Source organism: Brevundimonas sp. LjRoot202 (genome assembly GCF_964253355.1).
Taxonomy (GTDB): domain Bacteria; phylum Pseudomonadota; class Alphaproteobacteria; order Caulobacterales; family Caulobacteraceae; genus Brevundimonas.
Map to the genome: position 1 here is coordinate 35,001 of NZ_CAXUQW020000002.1, position 17,961 is coordinate 52,961.

Genomic DNA, 17,961 nt, shown 5'->3' on the forward strand with positions numbered 1-17,961 from the left:
CGGCCCCGGCATCAGCCGGGCGACGGGCGAGGCGAAGGCCAGCACGCCCACGGCGTTCATCGCCACGTGTCCCCATCCGTGATGGATGAACATCGAGGTGAAGATCCCCGGCCACCAGTCGCCCCTCCACAGCGAGGCCGGGCGGAAGGCCAGCGACACCCCCCCGTCGGGCAGGGTCGTCTGCAGCCAGAACAGGATGGGCAACGAAACGGCCAGGATCAGGGTCACGGCCGGGGCCGTGAAGATTCGTTCGGGCGGCGGCGGCTGGTCGGTCAGGGCGAGGCTCCTCGGGCGTGTCGTGAGCGGCACATCGTGATCGCCGTTCACCATCGCAAGCGGTTTCTTAATAACCATGATCGATGTTTGGCACGGGGGTTGCATTTCCGATCAGCAACCGTGTTCGCATGTGGAGGTTCGCCTTGCCCATCCGGCTGAAGACCGTCTGCGCGCTGTCCAGCGCCCTCCTCGCCCTGCCGGCCATGGCGGCGGCCCAGTCGGCGGGTTCGTCCGGCATGGGAAGCTACCAGGCGGGCTACGGCGGATCGCGCTACACCACCGCCCGGCCCCAGACCGGATCGACCCGCGATCAGAACGGCAACCGCCTGATCGTCGACGGCATCATCCAGGCCGGGGCCAGCAGCTACTCCAGCGCCAGCGGCGGCGTCTCGTCCAGCTTCTCGGGCGCGGGCGCGAACGGCGGCACGGCCATCGGCGGCTCCACGGCCATCGGCAACAGCCTGAACGTCGTGGTTCAGGGCGACCACAACACGGTCATCGTCAACTCCACCCAGACCAACAACGGCAATGTCACTGCCGGAACCAGCCTGAACGGCACCTTGAGGCTTCCATGAATCACGGTCCGACCGCCCGGCGTCTGAGGACGGCCGCCGCCGCGAGCGCCATCGCCGCGCTTCTGGGCGGCTGCATCTCCGCGTCCGCGGGGCCGCAGGGCACCTACGCCACGCCGATCGGCAACGCGCCGGTGACCGCCAACCCGACCCCCTACTCCGCCGCCCTCTACTGCATGGCAGACTACGCCCGGCGCTATAATCTGCCGTCGCCGCGCATCGCGGTGGGACGGATCAGCGATTACACCGGCACGGTCTCCGCCGACGGCGGACGCCAGATCACCGGTGGCGCCTCGGCGATGGCGATGACCGCCCTGGCCAAGGCGGGCGCCCGTCTGGTCGAGCGCTACGACACCTCCGTCGGCGAAATGGAGCTGCGCTACGCGAACAACCGCCTGATCGGCGATGAAGGCGTCGGCGGCCCGGACGACGTGGAATACCGGCGGATCCTCGCGGGATCGGTGCCTGGATCGGATTTCTACATCATCGGCGGCATCACCGAGGTGAACTACAACATCCGCTCCGGCGGTTTCGACATGGCCGCCGGCCAGGCGACCAGCCAGACGCCACTGTCCACGGCCTTCGCGGGCAAGGCCTATGTGATGAACGTCGCCATCGACCTGCGGGTGGTGCAGACCACCTCCTTCGAGGTCGTCGATGTCATCTCCTACCAGAAGCAGATCATCGGCCGCGAGATTTCGGCCGGCGTGTTCGACTTCCTGAACGGCAACGTCTTCGACATCTCGGCCGGCGAGGGCGGGCTGGAGCCGGTGCAGCTGGCGGTGCGCGCGCTGATCGAGCGGGCGACGGTCGAGTTCATGGCCAACCTGTACGGCGCGCCCGGCCCCGACATCTGTCTCTCGGCCGGCCCCGACCCCCTCGGCGGCACGACCGGCCCCACCGGCGGCTACTATCCGGCTTATGCAAACACGGACACGAACAATGGCGATACCCGCGCGGATCCGTCTCGCTGGCACGATCGCCGCGACGGCGCTGTGCGTCGCAGCCGCTACTGAGGCTTCGGCGCAGGACGGCACGATCGTCCTGAATGAACAGCTGCAGCTGGGCGACGTCTTCTCGCACCAGACGCTGAACGTCGTCGACGCCCAGGACCAGGTCACCGTCAGCACCTCGGCCCAGGGCAACAGCGCCTCCGGGGCGGTCGAGAACGGCAGCGTCACGGTCCAGTCCGACCAGCAGATGCAGGGCGACGCCGTCGCCACGACCGACATGACCCTGGGCGGCGACACCGATGGCCTCGTCACCGCCACCACCCAGGCCGGCGGCAACTACCTGGCGGTCAGCGCCTATGACGCCGACCTGACCGTCGACGCCGCGCAGTCCAGCACCGGGCTGGTCAGCGCCACCTCCGAGCTGGGCGAGGACGACGCCCGGCTGCTGGGCGGCGCGGTCATCAACGCCTCGGCCATCTCCAACACCGTCGCCCTGTACGGCGAAGGCGCTTCGGTCGGCGGCGCGATCGACCAGTCGTCCTCCGCCACCGTGCGGGCCTACGACCGCATCGAGACCCAGTACATTCCGGCCGAGGCCAGCGTCTCGAGCCAGGCCATCATCAACGCCGTCGCGGTGACCAGTGGCCAGACCTCCGGCCAGGACCTCCGCATCGTCCAGACCTCCACCGGCGATTTCGTCGAGGCCGAGTCCAGCGCCAACGCCGGCAACGCCTGGGACCTGACCGGCCGGGCGCACGCCGCCGCCAACCAGGCCGTGCTCTATAATGAAGGTGGATCGGTCGTGGTCGAGTCCAGCCAGGACAACACCAGCTTCGTCCGCGCCGCCGCCACCACGACGGCCTACGATTATGGCCGGGCCGAAGCGCACGCCCGCGGCGCCGCCAACGAGCTGTCGGTCGGCAACAACGACATCTACGTCGAGATCGACAACAGCCAGATCAACTCGGGCGGCGTCGCCGTGACGGCGACCTTCTCGGGCACGAACGGCTATGACGCCTACGTCGGCGCCGACGCGGTCGGCAACAGCGTCACCGGCTATGCCTGCTCGGAGTGCGAAGGCTATCTCGAGGCGCGCAACAGCCAGACCAACAGCGGCGACGTCTCGGCGATCGCCAGCACGACGGTCGCGGGCTCCGGCCGGGCGGCGATCACCGGCGCCAACGCGGTCGGCAACTCCGCCACCTTCCACGTCTCCCGGCCCTCACATTAATCTTCCGTAACTTGAGCGGCCTGCTTCTTCGCTAAAAGGTTGTCAGGGGCGTCGGCGGTCGAGGATCGCGACCCCCTGAACCTCCTCCGGCGCGGCCCCGATCCGGGCGCCCTCGCGCCCATCGGAAAGAAGCCAAATGCGCTCACCCCGTCGCCTGCTCCTGCTCGCCGCCGCCTCCGTGGCGGTGCTCACCGCCGCCTCCCCGGCCCTGGCCCAGGCGCAGGTCCAGCCCTCCGATCCGTGGGCCCACGGCGCCAGCGACATCCCCGCGGACGCCAACGTCCGCTTCGGCGTCCTGGCGAACGGCATGCAGTACGCCATCCTGCGCAACGCCACCCCGCCCGGACAGGCGTCGCTGCGGTTGCGGATCGACGCGGGGTCCCTGATGGAGAACGAGGACCAGCTGGGGCTGGCCCACTTCATGGAGCACATGGCCTTCAACGGGACGACCAACATCCCCGAGAACGACCTGCTGCGCATTCTCGAGCGGCTCGGCCTGGCCTTCGGCGCGGACACCAACGCCTCGACCGGGTTCGACGAAACCATCTACATGCTGGAGCTGCCGCGGACGAACGACGAGACCGTCGACACCAGCCTGCGCATCATGCGCGAGCAGGTCTCCGAGGCCCTGATGGCCCCCGACGCGGTGGACGCCGAGCGGAACGTGATCGTCGGCGAGGAGCGGCTGCGCAATACGCCCGGGCTCCGCTCGATCAAGGCCCAGCTGGCGCTGCTCGCACCCGGCCAGCGCATCTCGGAGCGCCTGCCGATCGGCGACCTGAACATCATCCGGACCGCGCCGCGCGAACGTTTCGTCGAGTTCTATGAGGCCTACTACCGGCCCTCGCGCGCCACCTTCGTGGCCGTCGGCGACTTCGACGTCGATGTCATGGAGGCCAAGATCCGGGGTGCGTTCGAGAGCTGGGAGCCCTCGGCGGCGGACGGTCCCGAACCCGACCTTGGCACGGTGGCGCCGCGCGAGCCCGCCACCCGCATCCTTGTCGAACCCGGTATCCAGTCGCAGATCCAGCTCAACTGGACCAAGGCGCCGGACCTCGACCTCGACACGGTCGCCGAGCGCCGTGAAAACCTCCTGCAGACTCTCGGCATCCGGGTGCTGAACCGGCGGCTCGGCGAGATAGCTCGCTCGGACAATCCGCCGTTCACCGGCGCCAGCGGGGGCCTCTCGACCCTGTGGAACAGCCTCGACGTCGCCGCGGTGTCGGCCGACTTCAATCCGGGCGGCTGGAAGCCCGCCCTTGAGGTTATGGAGCAGGAGCAGCGGCGGCTCGTGCAGTACGGCGTGTCCGACGCCGAGTTGCAGCGTGAAATCACGGCGATCCGGGCCAGCCTTGAGACCGCCGTGGCCGCAGCCGCCACCCGGCGGACTCCGGCCCTGGCCAATGGGCTGGTCAGCGCTGTCAACGAGGCGGAGGTGTTCAGCTCGCCGCAAACCGAACTGGACCTGTTCAACGCCTCCGTGGAAGGCCTCACGGCCGCACAGGTCAACGCCACCCTGGCCCCGGCCTTCTCGGGCGGCGGACCGCTGGCCCTGGTCATCACGCCCGTCGACATCGAGGGCGGCGAGGCGGCCGTAACCGCGGCGCTCGAAGCCTCCCGCCAGGTCCCGGTCTCGGCGCCGGCGGCGCAGGCTGAACTGGAATGGCCCTACACCAGCTTCGGAACGCCCGGCGTGGTCAGCGAGCAGCGCGAGATCGCCGAACTGGGCGCCACCGTCGTGACGTTCGCCAACGGCGTGCGCCTGACGGTCAAGCCGACCACCTTCCGCGACGAGCAGATCCTCGTCAGCGTCCGCACCGGCATCGGCGGCCTGGGCCTGCCGACCGACCGGTCGACGCCGCAGTCGCTCGCTCCCGCCTTCTTCACCCAGGGCGGGGTCGGCAAGCTCACGTTCGATGAACTGACGCGGGTTCTGACCGGGCGGATCTATTCGGCCGGCTTCTCCGTCTCCGATGACACTTATCAGCTGTCCGGCGCTACCCGGCCCGAGGATCTGAACCTCGAGCTGCAGGTCCTGACCGCCTATCTCACCGATCCGGCCATGCGCCCGGCTCCTTTCGAGCAGATCAAGGGTCTGTTCCCGCAGATCCTCGAGCAACAGTTGGCCACGCCCGGCGGCGCCTTCCAGGTTCAGGGCTCGGGCCTGCTGGCCAGCGGCGACAAGCGGGAAAGCTTCCCGACCGTCCCGGAGGTCGCCTCCTGGACGATCGAGGAACTGCGCTCGGGCGTGACCTCCGGCCTCGCCTCGGGTCCGATCGACGTGATCATGGTCGGCGACCTGACCGTGGAGGACGCCGTCGCGGCGGTGGCCCCGACACTCGGCGCCCTGCCCGCTCGCGGGCCCGATCCGGTTCCGGCCCCCGAAGCGACCACGCTGCGCTTCCCCGCCCCCACGCCCGAGCCGGTCCAGCTGACCCACACCGGGCCGGCCGAACAGGCGCTGGCCTTTGTCGCCTTCCCGACCACGGACCAGGTGGGCGACCGGACCGAAGCACGGCAGGTCAACCTGCTTTCAGAGGTCCTGTCCCTGCGGGTGCTTGAAGAGATTCGCGAACGCCAGGCCCTGGCCTATTCCCCGGGCGTCGGAGCCAATGCGTCCGATGTCTATGAGGGCTACGGCTACATCGCCGTCCGTGGCGAAACGGCGGCGGACAAGGTGGACGCCTTCTATGCCGCGGTCGACTCGATCGTCGCCTCGCTGCACGAGGCGCCGCCGACCGAGGACGAATTGAACCGCGCCCGCCTGCCCTTGATCGAATCGCTGCGCCGTTCCCAGGCCGGAAATGAATACTGGCTGGCGCAGCTCGCCGACGTGGCGACCGATCCGCGGGAGGTCGAGCAGACCCTCACCCAGATTTCCGATCTGGAGGCTGTGACCCCGGCCGACATCCAGCGCCTGGCCCGCCAGTACCTGCGCCCGGAACGGGCGTGGAAGACCACGGTCCGGTCGACCCAGGCCGCCGCCGCGGAATAGCGAAAAAAGGCCCCGGTCCTTGCGGATCGGGGCCAGTCGCTTCTCAGGATCGTCGACAGAGCCGACGATCGATACTCTAGCCAGTCCGGAATGACGCCCGGCTGAACAGCGGTGTTCAGGCTGGCGTCAGAAAACCCGGCCGCCGACGCCGCCGTCGAGGGTGATGGACGCGCCCGAAACCGCGACGCCGGCCTGTTCGACCACTTCCTCGCGGTACTCGGTGTAGATCTCCTCACGCACCATGGTCAGGATTTTCACCCCCGCCCCATAGCGGCGCAGCAGCGAACGCTCGTTGCATTCCCGCTCGGTCTTCTGGTCCCGGCATTCGACCTGGCCGCCGCGGCCGTGCCACAGCGACTCGCCCTTGCGGCAGTTCATCGTCTCGCCCCGCTCGAAGTCGACGTCTCCGGCGTATTCGGCCCAGGTGTACTGCAGCCAGGTCCCGGCCAGGCAGCGGTACAGCTCGCCCTCGTAATCGGCGTCAACCTCCCGGTCGGGGCGCACCTGCGAGGCCGGGTGGGGCACGTTGCGGTCGTCGATGCAGAAGGCGCGGATGACCACCCGCTTCTCCCACCGGCGGCGCGCCTCATAGGGCACGCGGATGACCTGGCGCACGCGGGCGCCCTCGACCGTCAGGCCGTTGATGGTGGTCGGATAGGGCTGGTCGACCGTCACATAGGCCGAGCCCCCGCCCGAGACGAAGACGCTGCCGCCGGCGCGGGCGTTCAGTCCGGCCCGGCTGCGCGCTCCGGCGTCGGCGCTGGCGTTGACGTTCACATTGACGTTGACGTCGCCGCCGCCGCCGCAGCACGGCGGCGCGGGGGGCTGTTGGCAGCAGGGCGGCGGTGCAGGCGGCGGGGGCGGCGGCGGGGGCGGTTCGCAGCACGGCGGCGGCGGCGGCGGGCACACCGGCCCGCATTGAGCGGCGGCGGCGCCCGCGACCGCCGTCACGACGACGAACGTCGCCACGGCCGGGGTCCAGTTCATGATCCGCACCCGCATGGGCCGACCTCCAGATTGAAACATCGCGGTCCCTGCAAGACGTGGGCCGCTCCAGCCTGCATCTGAACCGCAAAGCCTTTCGTTTCCGTTGCGTTTCGTCCGGCCTGGTCCTTGCGGCGTGCGCGCCAGAGGCAGAGACGATGTTTCACCCTGACACGCAGTTCCTGATCGATCACTGGACGGCCCTGTCGCGCCGGTCCGTGTCGCGCGGCGGCATTCCCGACCGTGCGGCGCTGGAGCCGGACGCCCTGGGCCTGCGCCTGCCGCGCACCTTCATGGCCCAGCGATGCCGCGACGACGCCGTCGTCCGTCTGGCGGGAGGCTGGATCGAGGGTTTCCACGGCGAGAGCCTGAAGGGCCAGTCCCTGCTGTCCCTGTGGCGAACAGCCTCGCGACCGCTGGTGTCCACCGCCCTTCTTCAGGCCGTCCGCGAGGGCCGACCGGTCGTGATCGTCGCCCTCGCCGGCAGCCTCACCGCGCAGATCGAGGTCGCCCTGCTGCCGCTGCGCGGACCGTCAGGCCGTCCGGACCGGCTGCTGGGCCTCTATGCGCCCGCCGCCACCCTCACGCTCGCCGCCGACGAGCCGCGGCTGCTGACGGCGCGGGTCTCGATCGGCGTGGGGGATGCGGCCCGGGCCCCGCTCAGCCTCGCCGCCGTCGGCGGTCGCCGGATCGCCTGAGCCGCGCCTCACGCCGGCTTCAGACCTGTCGCATAGCGCTTCCAGTTCTGCACATAGTGGGCCGCCGACGCCTTCAGCGCCTCGATCTGGCCGGGCTCCAGCTGGCGCACCACCTTGCCGGGCTGGCCCATGACCAGCGAGCCGTCCGGGATTTCCTTGCCCTCGGTGATCAGGGTGTTGGCGCCGATCAGACAGTTCCTTCCGATCTTCGCCCGGCCCAGCACCACCGCCCCGATGCCGATCAGGGTGTTGTCGCCGATTTCGCAGCTGTGGAGCATGACCATATGCCCCACCGTCACGCCGTCGCCGATGGTCAGCGGCTCTCCGGGGTCGGAGTGCAACACGCTGCCGTCCTGAATATTGGTGTCCCGCCCGATGGTGATCGGATCGTTGTCGCCGCGCACCACGGCGCCGAACCAGATGCTGGCGCCGGGCTTGAGAATCACGTCTCCTATGACGGTTGCATCCGGCGCCACCCAGTATTCGCCCTCGGGGGGAAGCTGCGGTTTCTTGTCCGCCAACGCATGAATCGTCATCTAATCATCACCTTATCTTGAAGCCAATCAGCGCTTTAAGCGTTCGTAAACCACGCTAGCATCAGAGTGTAGATGCGATTCGAGGTCGCCATTTCGGCCCCGGATCCGAAGCCGGATCAAGCCCGGTCCGGTCAGATCCACGGAGGACGCGCGTGACGCGTTCCGGTCGGCGGGTGTTTCCGCTGGAAGTTGGTCCTTCCTCCGACCCGGGCGGGTGCGTCGCATCCTCTGTCCCCTACCTCTCCCTGTTCGTTCGAGGCGATGCTTTTGCGGCATCGCCTTTTTTCATGCCCTGGAGGCGTCCATGACCAAGCGTGCGGCAATCAAGCGTCAGACCCGCGACATGTCCCGTGAACACGGGGTTCTGGATTCGCGGCAGTTCATGGAAGACGCCAAGGTAAGGCGGCTCCCGACCCACGCCGGCTGGTCGCCCTATCCCTCCAACGACGACCGCGAGCAGGCCTATCTCAAGACGCTGAAGCCGAAATCCGAAGGTCAGGCCGAGCTGATGACGGCCATCGATCACCACAACATGGTCCTGGCGCTGGGGCCGGCAGGCACCGGCAAGACCTATCTCGCCGTCGCCAAAGCCGTCGAGGCGCTGGAGGCGGGCAAGGTCGGCCGCATCGTCCTGTCCCGCCCCGCGGTCGAGGCCGGGGAGTCGATCGGCTTCCTGCCCGGCGACATGGAGGACAAGCTCGCGCCCTATCTGCGGCCCCTCTACGACGCCCTGTCGGACCGGCTGTCGATGAAGCGGGTCAAGGCGCTGATGGCCGAGGGGCTGATCGAGATCGCCCCCATCGGCTACATGCGCGGCCGCACCCTGAACAACGCCTTCATCGTCGTCGACGAGGCCCAGAACTGCACCTACGTCCAGCTCAAGATGCTGCTGACGCGGCTGGGGTGGCATTCGACCATGGTGGTCACCGGCGATCCCCAGCAGTCGGACCTGCTGCCCGGCATCTCCGGCCTATCCGACATCGCCGAACGCCTCGCGCCGGTGCCGGACATCGCTGTGGTCAAGCTGGCGGAGCGCGACATCGTCCGCCACCCGCTGGTGGCGAGCATGATCGGGGTGCTCTGACCCCGCGCAGGATCAGGCCGTCGCGGGATTGGGCGCGGCGGCCTCTTCCTCGGCCAAGGCGATTCCCTCCGGCGAGCCGCTGGCCGGCGGCCTGGGCCGCCCGCCGAGGCGGTCGATCAGGGCGAAGACGAACGGATTCAGCGAGATCGACAGCAGGGCCGCGGCGAGAATCAGGTCGTGGGTTTCCTGCGACATACCCCCCAGCCCGACGCTGAGCGCGGCCAGGATGAAGGAGAACTCGCCGATCTGGGCGAGCGCCGCCGCCACCGTCAGGCTGGTCGCCTTGTCCAGCTTGAACGCCGTCGTGATGCCCAGGGCCGCGATGGACTTGCCGACGATGACGATGCCGAGCACGCCGAGCACGGCCAGCGGTTCGCGCACCAGGATGGTCGGATCGAACAGCATGCCGACCGAGACGAAGAACAGCACCGCGAACGCGTCCCGCAACGGCAGCGACCGTTCCGCCGCATTGTGCCCCAGCGGCGAACTGTTCAGCACCAGCCCGGCCAGGAAGGCGCCGAGGGCGAACGAATGGAACAGCTGGTAGGCCACCCAGGCGATGCCCAGGGCGATGGCCAGCACGCCCAGGGTGAACAACTCGCGCGACCGGGTGTGGGCGATCCTGACCAGCAGCCAGGGCAGGATCCGCGTGCCCGCCAGCAGCATGAAGGCCACGAAGCCCGCCACCTTGAGCAGCGTCCAGCCGATGGACTGCGCCAGCATGACGGGGCCGGCCGCCTCGCCCGCCCCCGCCACCAGCAACGGCAGGATGACAAGGGCCAGCACGATCACGAGATCCTCAACGATCAGCCACCCCATGGCGATGCGCCCGGCCTCGGCCTTGACCTGCTTGCGCTCTTCCAGCGCTCTCAGCAGCACGACGGTGGAGGCCGTGGACAGGGCGAAGCCCATCAGCACCGCTTCGAGATCCCCCATGCCCATCAGCCGGCCCATGCCCCAGCCGAGCACGGTGGCGGCGGCGATCTGCACCAGGGCGCCGGGAATGGCGATCTTGCGCACCTTCATCAGATCAGCGAGCGAGAAGTGCAGCCCCACTCCGAACATCAGCAGGATCACGCCGATCTCCGCCAGCTGCGGCGCCAGTTCCGTGTCGGCCACGAAGCCGATCGTATGCGGGCCCACAACGACGCCGGCGACCAGATACCCGACCAGGGGCGACAGCTTCAGCCGGTTGGCCAACATGCCGAACACGAAGGCCAGCACGAAGCCGCCGACCAGGGTGAGGATCAGGCTGTCGGCATGCGGCATCGGCGCTCCTTGCGGCGGGCGGTGAGTTCCTCGGGTCGGGAAGCGCCACATTTGCGGTCTGCAGCGGCCTGACGCAACCTCCCATGCCGCCCGCGCGGCACGATTGCCCCTTCGCGCCCGCGGCGGGGCCTGCTAACCGGTCTGCCTCACTTTTCAGCGACCCGAATGAAAATCCCACGCATCGCCCTGGCCGCCTACGGCTTCGCCATTCTCATCATCGTCGTCGACCAGCTGACCAAGGCCTGGGTTCTCTCCGGCCTGGACCTGCGCGAGCTTGGCCGCGTCCCGGTCTGGCCGCCGGTTCTCAACTTCACCTGGGTCGAGAACCGCGGCGTCAGCTTCGGCCTGTTCGGCGACGGCTCGGCGCGGTGGATGCTCAGCGTCTTCTCGGTCGTGGTCGCGGGCGTTCTCGGCTGGTGGGCCCTGAAGGCCGACCGCCGCCTGCTGGTCACCTCGATCGGCCTGATCATGGGGGGCGCCATCGGCAATGTGATCGACCGGATCCGCTTCGGATTCGTGGTCGACTTCCTCGACTTCTCCGGGACCGGCGTCTTCCCCTGGGTGTTCAATGTCGCCGACAGCGCCATCACCGTCGGCGTGATCCTGCTCATCCTCGACAGCCTGCTGTCCGAAAGGGCGGCCAAGGTTGGCGTGGCCGCCGAAAAGTCGTAATCAGCCGCTTCCTCTATGGACTACGCGCGCGCCTGCCGGGCGCGCCCAGCCGAGATCAAACATGCGCCTTACCCGCACCGCCGTTCTGACCCTCGCCGCATCGGCCCTCGTGCTGGGCGGGTGCGGCACCATGCGCAACAGCATCGGCCTGACCAAGGTGACTCCCGACGAGTTCCTGACCGTCTCGACCGCGCCCCTGACTGTGCCGCCGGAATACGGCCTGCGCCCGCCGGCGCCGGGCCAGCCGCGCCCGCAGGAACTGGCCCCCGAATCCGCCGCCCGGCAGATCCTTCTCGGCCAACGCCAGGCCGTGACCCGGTCGCCCGGCGAACAGGTGCTGGTCGCCCAGGCCGGCGGCGATCGCGCCGATCCGCTGGCCCGCTATGTCATCGACGACGAGTTCGGCGACCTCGCCCACAAGGAAGAGGGCTGGGCCAACCGCATCCTCTTCTGGCGCCGCGACAACGCCGCCACCCAGGCGCCGACCACGACGCAGACCGCCACCGGCGCCGTCACCATCGACGCGGCGAGCGAGTATGAGCGTCTGCAGGCCCTGACCGGCGGCCAGGCCGGCATCATCATCGCGCCGCGTCGCGACACCGGCTTCAAGCTGCCGGGCCTCTAGGGCTTCCGCCGCCCTTTTCGGGGCGAGACAGGCCTGATCGCTAAAGGTTTTCGCGCAGCCAGCCCGCCGCGCGGGCGACGAGTCCGCCCCGGTGCACGCGCGGCGCGTCGGCGGCGGTGATCTGACGGGACATCAACTTCCGGGCCGAAACGGCTTCACGCGGCCCATAGGCGGCGCGCAGCAGCACGCCGGCGGCCGAACAGAAGGCCGGGCCCGAGGCCGCGTCGGCCAGGTGTGGCGCGCGCTGCGGCTTGCCCAGCCGCACCGGCCGGTCGAACACCCGCACCGCCAGCTCGCGCACCCCGTTCAGCTGGCTGGCGCCGCCGGTCAGAACCAGGCCGGCGCCCGGCTCGAGGCCGACTCCCGCATGGCGCAGCCGGTCGCGCAGCAGTTCCAGCGTCTCCTCGACGCGCGGGGCGATGACGGTCTTCAGCATGGCGCGCGGCACCACCACCGGCCCGGCCGACGGGTCCTCGCCGCGCGGCGGGGCCTCCAGCATCTCGCGATCCTCGTTGGCGCTGGCCATGGCCGAGCCGTGCAGCGTCTTGAGCCGCTCGGCCCCGGCCCGCGACGTCGACAGCCCCCGGGCGATGTCGGCCGTGACGTGGTCCCCGCCGACGTTGAGGCTTTCGATGTGCAGCAGCGAGCGCCCGCCCCAGACCGCGGCCGAGGTCGCCCCGCCGCCCATGTCGATGCAGACGCAGCCGAGGTCCATCTCGTCGTCTTCCAGCGCCGCCAGCGACGACGCCACTGGCGCGGCCACCACGCCCTGCAGGTCCAGGTGGGCCAGCTCGAGGCAGTGGCTCAGGGCCGTGAAGGCGCTCTCGGCCATCGACACGACCAGCAGGTCCAGCCCCAGTGAATGGCCCTTCATGGAGCGCGGATCGTGCACCCCGCGCGCGCCGTCCACCGACCAGGCGATCGGCAGCACGTGGATCGGTCGCCGGTTGGGCAAGCGGATCTGGGCCAGGGCCATGGCGATGGCCCGCGCCAGGTCGGCGTCGCCGACCGGATTGGCGCCCAGCGACACCCGGGCCTGCACCCGGTGGCTGGCCATCTGGCCGATGGCGGTGGTCACCACGACGCCCGAGACCGGCGAGCCGGCGGCGCGCTCGGCCCGTTCGACGGCGTGGCCGATAGCCTGGGCCGCCTCGTCCATGTTGACGATGCCGCCGCCGCGGATGCCGCGCGACTGGACGTGACCCGCCCCCGCCACCCGGATGGTGCGGTCGGCGTGACGCACGCCGTCGGGCTTCATGATGAAGCAGCCGACCTTGGCGTGGCCGAGGTCGAGCGCGGCCACCACCGGCGCCCGACCGGCGGCGGACTTGCCGCCATCCACAGATTTGTCCACAGACCGCCCGGCCATACGCGTTATCCCTGTTTCTCGGCGGCGCCGGCGGAGGGCCGGACGGCGACCTCGTCGGGCGTTCTCAGATCGATGCGGGCGAACCCGAGCTCCAGCAGCCGTTCGCGCTGGTCCAGCGCGTCCAGCTGGATCAGGGCCGCGTCCTGGTTGGTGGCGGGCAGCTGGATCAGGCTGCCGTCCTTGAGGCGCAGGTCCCAGCGGCGTTCATCCACCCGCACCAACGCCTCGAGCCGGCCCATCAGCCGGGGACGCTGGGCGATCAGCGGCAGCACCTCGGCGGCGGCCTGTTCGGCTCCCTTGCCGACCACCAGCGGCAGGTTCGGATAGCGGCCGGCGTCGGCGCCCCGGATCACCTGGCCATGGCTGTCGATGACCATGTTGCGCCCGCCGGCTTGCCAGATGGCCAGCCGGTCGTGCTCGACGACGTGGACGACGAGGGTGTTGGGCAGCAGGCGCACGACCCGGGCCGACTTGACCCAGCCGACGCCCTCGACCCGCTCACGCACCGCGTCGAGGTCGATCGAGGTCATGGCCTGACCGGGCCGCAGCTGCGCCGCGCGCTGGATTGCGGCGCTCGCCTCGGCGGATTCGCCCTCGATGTAGACCTTGTCGAGCTTCAGACCCAGGCCGACGGCGAGGCCGTCCACGCCCTGGTTGATCGAGGCGCCGATCCGGTCGGCGCGCGCGCCGGTGGTCAGCACGCCCGCCAGGACGAGGACGCCGGCGAAGATCGTGACGGCGACGGCGCGGGGCGACAGGTCGAGCCGGCCGATCGCCGCCATCTTGTCGGGGGTCGCCGAGGCGTTGCGGGACGCGCGGCCCCGGCCTCCGGATTTCGGAGCCGCGGACCGCTTGGCCGGCTGCTTGTTACTCTGTCGCCGACCGCCGCGAACTACCGCGGGCATGAGGCGTCCTCCACCATCCACCGGACCAGGTCTTTGTAACCCATTCCGAGATGGGCCGCCTGCTCGGGGACGAGCGAGGTCGGCGTCATGCCGGGCTGGGTGTTGACCTCCAGAAGAACGAGAACGTCGTTAATATCGTCATAACGAAAGTCGGTCCGCGACACGCCGCGGCAGCCCATGGCGGCGTGGGCCAGCTCGGCCTGGCGCAGCGCCGCCTCGAACACATGCGGCGGGATCTCGGCCGGCAGCTTATGGATCGACCCTCCCGGGGCATATTTGGCTTCGTAGTCGTAGAAGCCCTTCACCGGGGTGATGTCGGTCACCGTCAGCGCCCGCGGCCCCGTTGGTTCGCCCAGCACCGCCACGCACAGCTCGCGCCCCGGGATGTAGGGTTCGACCATCACCAGGTCGCCATAGGTCCAGTCCGGCTCGCCGACCTGGATCACCGGGCCGTTGGCGCCTTCCGGCACCAGATAGACCCCGACCGACGAGCCCTCGGCGTTGGGCTTGACCACATAGGGCGGCTCGATCACGTGGCGTCGCGCCACCTCGAACCGGTCGAACAGCCCGCCGCCCGGCACCACCACCCCGGCGGCGCGCAGCACGGCCTTCGACTTGTCCTTGTCCATGGCCAGAGCCGAGGCCAGCACGCCGGAGTGGGTGTAGGGAATCTGCAGCGTCTCGAGCACGCCCTGCACGCAGCCGTCCTCGCCCCACACGCCATGCAGGGCGTTCAGCGCCACATCGGGCTTCAGGGCCTTCAGCACCTCGGCGATGTCGCGCCCGGCGTCGACCCGGCTGACCCGCGCCACCTGCCCTTCCAGCGCGTCGGCGCACCCCTTGCCCGACGTCAGCGACACCTCGCGTTCCGGCGACAGCCCGCCCATCAGGACGGCGACGTGCAGGTCTGCGAAGGGGCGGGTCATCGGGTGTCCTGATCAGGCGGCTCGGCCGATCCGCTTGATCTCCCATTCAAGGTTTACGCCGAGTTTACTTTTAACGTCCCCGCGCACGGTTTCGCCCAATCCCTCGATATCGGCGGCGGTCGCCTCGCCGGGATTGATCATGAAATTGGAGTGCAGCTCGCTGAACATCGCCCCGCCACCGGTGGCCTTGAACAGTCTGCCGCGCCAGCCCGCCTCGTCGACCAGCTTCCACGACGAATGGCCGGGCGGGTTCTTGAAGGTCGAGCCGCCGGTCTTTTCGCGGATCGGCTGGGTCTGCTCGCGGCGCGAGGTGATTTCGGAGATTTTCGCGGAGACCGCCTCGGAATCGGCGGGCGTTCCCCGATAGGTCGCCTCGATCCAGATGATGTCGGCCGGCGCCTCGGAGTGGCGGTAGGTGTAGCCGAAGTCGGCCAGCGCATATTCCACGCGCTCGCCCTTCCGGTTCAGCCCCCACGCCGAGACGAGGATGTCCTTCGTCTCCGCGCCATAGCAGCCGGCGTTCATGGTCAGCGCCCCGCCGATCGTCCCCGGAATGCCGGCGTAGAACTCCAGCCCCGCGAGGCCGGCCTTGGCCGACGCCTTGGCCACCATCGAGTCCAGCGCCCCCGCGCCGGCGGTGATCGTGTCGCCCTCCGCCGTGATCCCCGCGAACGGCCGCCCGGCCAGCCGGATGACCACGCCCTCGACCCCGCCGTCGCGGACGATGACATTGGAGCCAACGCCCAGCACCGTCACCGGCACGACCGGGTCCAGCGCCTTCAGGAAGTCGGCGAGGTCGTCGGGGTCCGCCGGAATGAACAGGGTGTCGGCGCTCCCGCCCACCCGGAACCATGTGAAAGGCCCGAGCGGCTCATCACGGAGCAGCTTGCCGCGAACGGCTGGAAAATCAGAAGAGGCTGTCATTGAACCCCGAAATAGAAATCCACGTCACGTCTCAGGCGCATGGCGTTCTCGATAGCGCGCCGCTCGCCCCAACCTAGGTTGATCCGCGAAAGCAACGCTTCCTCCACAATCTGGATTTCCCGTTGCTGCCTGATCGGGTTAGGTCTCCCCAGCTCCCCCAACAAGGACCGCCAGAAGCTGATTGGAGGATACCGGGCGACAACTTCTTTCCTCGCCAGTCGCTCTGTGACATCGACAAACACGGCTTCCATAACTCTCGCCCGGTCTGTTGAACGGCAGAGGTCGTATGGAGCGCCTTTGTCGGACGCCGAGAAGACATACTCGCTCCCATCGTCTGAAATATCGACGCTCCAACCTTGGCGTCCGCACCTTCCGCACATCGGAACGAACGCCTCGGGGGCATCAATCCGGGACGCCAGATCGCGCATCTCAGTGCAAAAGCTTTCGAGAGCGCGTGTGATCACCCCAGCGCCTCCAGCTGCCCCGGCAGGGCATAGGCCCACTGGGTAATGTCCCCCGCGCCCAGCAGCACCACCAGATCGCCGTCCTTCGCCTCCGCCGCGATCAGCCCCGGCAGGGCCTCGACGCCGTCGAGCGCCTGCACCGAGCGGTGGCCGAAGCGGCGGACGCCCTCGACCAGCGCGTCGCGGTCGATCCCCTCGATCGGCGTCTCGCCGGCCGGATAGACGTCGGCCACGATGACCGCGTCGGCGTCCGAGAAGCAGGTCGAGAACTCCTCCATCAGGTCGCGCAGCCGGGTGTAGCGGTGCGGCTGGACCACGGCGATGACCCGCCCCTCGGCCACCTGCCGCGCCGCCTTGAGCACGGCGGCGATCTCGACCGGGTGGTGGCCGTAGTCGTCGATAACGCGCACGCCGTTGGCCACGCCTGTGGTGGTGAAGCGCCGCCGCACCCCGCCGAAGCCCGCCAGCCCCGCCTTGATGGCCGCATCCGAGACATCGAGCTCGCGGGCCACGGCGATCGCCGCCAGCGCGTTTGAAACGTTGTGCCAGCCGGCCATGGGCAGGTGCAGGCCCTCAATCCGCGTCGGCTCGTCCAGCGCGGCCAGTCCCTGGCCCTGGATCACCACGTCGAAGCGGCAGCCGTCTGCGCCCATGTCGCAGTTCTCGGCCCGGACCATGGCCTGGGGGTTGAGGCCGTAGGTGACCAGCCGCCGGTTGTCGATCGAGGCGACCAGACGCTGCACCTCCGGGTGGTCGAGGCAGACCACGCCGAAGCCGTAGAAGGGGATGTCCTCGATGAAATCGACGAACGCCTTCCTCAGCGCGTCGAAGTCGCCGTAGTGGTCGAGGTGTTCCGGGTCGATGTTGGTGATCACCGCCACCGTGCACTTCAGGCGCAGGAAGCTGCCGTCGCTCTCGTCGGCCTCGACCACGATCCAGTCGCCGTCACCGACCTTGGCGTTGGTGCCATAGGCGTTGATGATGCCGCCGTTGACCACGGTGGGGTCCAGCCCGCCGGCGTCGAGGACCGCCGCGACCATCGAGGTCGTCGTGGTCTTGCCGTGGGTGCCGCCGACCCCGACCGAGAACTGCAGCCGCATCAGCTCGGCGAGCATCTCGGCCCTGCGCACCAGCGGGATGCGGCGTTCGCGGGCGACCACCATCTCGGGATTGGTCGGCTTGACTGCGGTCGAATAGACCACCGCCGACACCCCGTCGCTGACATGGGCGGCGTCGTGGCCGATGAAGATCTTCGCGCCCAGCTTCTCCAGCCGCTCCGTATTGGCGCTGGCCTTCGCGTCCGAGCCCTGCACCGAATAGCCGATCTTGAGCATGATCTCGGCGATGCCGCTCATGCCGATGCCGCCTATGCCCACGAAATGGACGGGACCGAGGTCGAACGGAACGGGACGAAGGCGTGCGATCATTCAGGCGTCATAGCGGGGGATCGGGGGGATTGCGACACCCGATCCTCCCCC

General features: G+C 69.2%; 18 protein-coding genes (1 of these 18 cut by a window edge). 8 read left to right on the plus strand and 10 right to left on the minus strand.

Going from position 1 to position 17,961, the window contains the following annotated elements; translation table 11 throughout:
• Positions 1–354, minus strand: the beginning of a protein-coding gene (locus ACSQ1L_RS05000) for a rhomboid family intramembrane serine protease (protein WP_435992573.1). Its footprint begins 408 nt before the window's first position; only the first 354 of its 762 coding nucleotides appear in the window; its start codon is at positions 352–354; its stop codon lies beyond the left edge, outside the window.
• Positions 355–419: 65 nt separating this feature from the next.
• Between ACSQ1L_RS05000 and hfaA the strand changes: the two genes are divergently transcribed.
• The 4 genes from hfaA to ACSQ1L_RS05020 all read left to right on the plus strand — a co-directional run bounded on the left by hfaA (position 420) and on the right by ACSQ1L_RS05020 (position 6,027).
• Positions 420–851 (plus strand): holdfast anchoring protein HfaA, encoded by a 432-nt coding sequence (gene hfaA / locus ACSQ1L_RS05005; RefSeq protein ID WP_435992575.1) that lies wholly within the window; start codon positions 420–422, stop codon positions 849–851.
• Complete coding sequence (gene hfaB, locus ACSQ1L_RS05010) at positions 848–1,864, plus strand: holdfast anchoring protein HfaB (RefSeq protein WP_435992576.1); 1,017 nt, start codon at positions 848–850, stop codon at positions 1,862–1,864. The genes hfaA and hfaB overlap by 4 nt, the downstream gene beginning before the upstream one ends.
• Positions 1,791–3,032, plus strand: a complete 1,242-nt coding sequence (hfaD, locus tag ACSQ1L_RS05015) for a holdfast anchor protein HfaD (protein ID WP_435992577.1) — start codon at positions 1,791–1,793, stop codon at positions 3,030–3,032. The genes hfaB and hfaD overlap by 74 nt, the downstream gene beginning before the upstream one ends.
• 136 nt (positions 3,033–3,168) lie before the next feature.
• A complete protein-coding gene (locus tag ACSQ1L_RS05020; RefSeq protein ID WP_435992578.1) occupies positions 3,169–6,027 on the plus strand; it encodes a M16 family metallopeptidase in 2,859 nt (952 codons plus the stop codon).
• Positions 6,028–6,153: 126 nt separating this feature from the next.
• Here the strand turns inward: ACSQ1L_RS05020 and ACSQ1L_RS05025 are convergent, their stop codons facing one another.
• A complete protein-coding gene (locus ACSQ1L_RS05025) occupies positions 6,154–7,029 on the minus strand; it encodes a hypothetical protein (protein WP_435992579.1) in 876 nt (291 codons plus the stop codon).
• A 140-nt stretch (positions 7,030–7,169) separates the two neighbouring features.
• Here ACSQ1L_RS05025 and ACSQ1L_RS05030 point away from each other — a divergent pair, with 140 nt between their 5' ends.
• The gene (locus tag ACSQ1L_RS05030; protein ID WP_435992580.1) at positions 7,170–7,709 is read left to right on the plus strand and encodes a PAS domain-containing protein; all 540 of its coding nucleotides are present in this window, start codon (positions 7,170–7,172) and stop codon (positions 7,707–7,709) included.
• 8 nt (positions 7,710–7,717) lie between these two features.
• Here ACSQ1L_RS05030 and ACSQ1L_RS05035 read toward each other — a convergent pair whose 3' ends face one another.
• On the minus strand, positions 7,718–8,245 hold the full coding sequence (locus tag ACSQ1L_RS05035) for a gamma carbonic anhydrase family protein (protein WP_435992583.1): 528 nt from the start codon (positions 8,243–8,245) through the stop codon (positions 7,718–7,720).
• Positions 8,246–8,537: 292 nt separating this feature from the next.
• On the opposite strand from ACSQ1L_RS05035, the gene ACSQ1L_RS05040 reads away from it, so the two are divergent.
• Positions 8,538–9,329, plus strand: a complete 792-nt coding sequence (locus ACSQ1L_RS05040) for a PhoH family protein (protein ID WP_435993645.1) — start codon at positions 8,538–8,540, stop codon at positions 9,327–9,329.
• Between the two features lie 12 nt (positions 9,330–9,341).
• Here the strand turns inward: ACSQ1L_RS05040 and ACSQ1L_RS05045 are convergent, their stop codons facing one another.
• Positions 9,342–10,598, minus strand: a complete 1,257-nt coding sequence (locus tag ACSQ1L_RS05045) for a cation:proton antiporter domain-containing protein (RefSeq protein ID WP_435992585.1) — start codon at positions 10,596–10,598, stop codon at positions 9,342–9,344.
• Between the two features lie 165 nt (positions 10,599–10,763).
• Between ACSQ1L_RS05045 and lspA the strand changes: the two genes are divergently transcribed.
• Positions 10,764–11,270 carry a signal peptidase II gene (gene lspA, locus ACSQ1L_RS05050; protein ID WP_435992587.1) on the plus strand — a complete coding sequence of 169 codons (507 nt, stop codon included), beginning with the start codon at positions 10,764–10,766 and terminating at the stop codon, positions 11,268–11,270.
• 61 nt (positions 11,271–11,331) lie between these two features.
• Complete coding sequence (locus ACSQ1L_RS05055) at positions 11,332–11,895, plus strand: DUF3035 domain-containing protein (RefSeq protein WP_435992589.1); 564 nt, start codon at positions 11,332–11,334, stop codon at positions 11,893–11,895.
• Between the two features lie 40 nt (positions 11,896–11,935).
• Here the strand turns inward: ACSQ1L_RS05055 and ftsA are convergent, their stop codons facing one another.
• The 6 genes from ftsA to murC are packed head-to-tail and all read right to left on the minus strand — an operon-like array spanning position 11,936 to position 17,910.
• The gene (gene ftsA / locus ACSQ1L_RS05060) at positions 11,936–13,273 is read right to left on the minus strand and encodes a cell division protein FtsA (RefSeq protein ID WP_435993646.1); all 1,338 of its coding nucleotides are present in this window, start codon (positions 13,271–13,273) and stop codon (positions 11,936–11,938) included.
• On the minus strand, positions 13,270–14,169 hold the full coding sequence (locus tag ACSQ1L_RS05065) for a cell division protein FtsQ/DivIB (RefSeq protein ID WP_435992591.1): 900 nt from the start codon (positions 14,167–14,169) through the stop codon (positions 13,270–13,272). Before ACSQ1L_RS05065 ends, ftsA begins: the two co-directional genes overlap by 4 nt.
• Positions 14,157–15,095 carry a D-alanine--D-alanine ligase gene (locus ACSQ1L_RS05070; protein ID WP_435992593.1) on the minus strand — a complete coding sequence of 313 codons (939 nt, stop codon included), beginning with the start codon at positions 15,093–15,095 and terminating at the stop codon, positions 14,157–14,159. Before ACSQ1L_RS05070 ends, ACSQ1L_RS05065 begins: the two co-directional genes overlap by 13 nt.
• Positions 15,096–15,107: 12 nt before the next feature.
• On the minus strand, positions 15,108–16,019 hold the full coding sequence (gene murB, locus ACSQ1L_RS05075; protein WP_435992595.1) for a UDP-N-acetylmuramate dehydrogenase: 912 nt from the start codon (positions 16,017–16,019) through the stop codon (positions 15,108–15,110).
• Positions 16,016–16,447, minus strand: coding sequence for a hypothetical protein (locus tag ACSQ1L_RS05080; protein WP_435992597.1), 432 nt, complete (start codon positions 16,445–16,447; stop codon positions 16,016–16,018). Before ACSQ1L_RS05080 ends, murB begins: the two co-directional genes overlap by 4 nt.
• A gap of 32 nt (positions 16,448–16,479) precedes the next feature.
• Positions 16,480–17,910 (minus strand): UDP-N-acetylmuramate--L-alanine ligase, encoded by a 1,431-nt coding sequence (gene murC, locus ACSQ1L_RS05085; protein WP_435992599.1) that lies wholly within the window; start codon positions 17,908–17,910, stop codon positions 16,480–16,482.
• Between the last annotated feature and the right edge of the window lie 51 nt (positions 17,911–17,961).

Bases quoted from the DNA above. Each gene is read 5' to 3' on its own strand.
- ACSQ1L_RS05055 (WP_435992589.1), top strand. From the start codon at position 11,332: ATGCGCCTTACCCGCACCGCCGTTCTGACCCTCGCCGCATCGGCCCTC.
- ACSQ1L_RS05020 (WP_435992578.1), top strand. From the start codon at position 3,169: ATGCGCTCACCCCGTCGCCTGCTCCTGCTCGCCGCCGCCTCCGTGGCG.
- murB (WP_435992595.1), bottom strand. From the start codon at position 16,019: ATGACAGCCTCTTCTGATTTTCCAGCCGTTCGCGGCAAGCTGCTCCGT.
- ACSQ1L_RS05025 (WP_435992579.1), bottom strand. From the start codon at position 7,029: ATGCGGGTGCGGATCATGAACTGGACCCCGGCCGTGGCGACGTTCGTC.
- hfaB (WP_435992576.1), top strand. From the start codon at position 848: ATGAATCACGGTCCGACCGCCCGGCGTCTGAGGACGGCCGCCGCCGCG.
- ACSQ1L_RS05065 (WP_435992591.1), bottom strand. From the start codon at position 14,169: ATGCCCGCGGTAGTTCGCGGCGGTCGGCGACAGAGTAACAAGCAGCCG.
- murC (WP_435992599.1), bottom strand. From the start codon at position 17,910: ATGATCGCACGCCTTCGTCCCGTTCCGTTCGACCTCGGTCCCGTCCAT.
- ACSQ1L_RS05080 (WP_435992597.1), bottom strand. From the start codon at position 16,447: ATGCGCGATCTGGCGTCCCGGATTGATGCCCCCGAGGCGTTCGTTCCG.
- ACSQ1L_RS05030 (WP_435992580.1), top strand. From the start codon at position 7,170: ATGTTTCACCCTGACACGCAGTTCCTGATCGATCACTGGACGGCCCTG.
- ACSQ1L_RS05035 (WP_435992583.1), bottom strand. From the start codon at position 8,245: ATGACGATTCATGCGTTGGCGGACAAGAAACCGCAGCTTCCCCCCGAG.
- lspA (WP_435992587.1), top strand. From the start codon at position 10,764: ATGAAAATCCCACGCATCGCCCTGGCCGCCTACGGCTTCGCCATTCTC.
- hfaD (WP_435992577.1), top strand. From the start codon at position 1,791: ATGGCGATACCCGCGCGGATCCGTCTCGCTGGCACGATCGCCGCGACG.
- ACSQ1L_RS05045 (WP_435992585.1), bottom strand. From the start codon at position 10,598: ATGCCGCATGCCGACAGCCTGATCCTCACCCTGGTCGGCGGCTTCGTG.
- ACSQ1L_RS05070 (WP_435992593.1), bottom strand. From the start codon at position 15,095: ATGACCCGCCCCTTCGCAGACCTGCACGTCGCCGTCCTGATGGGCGGG.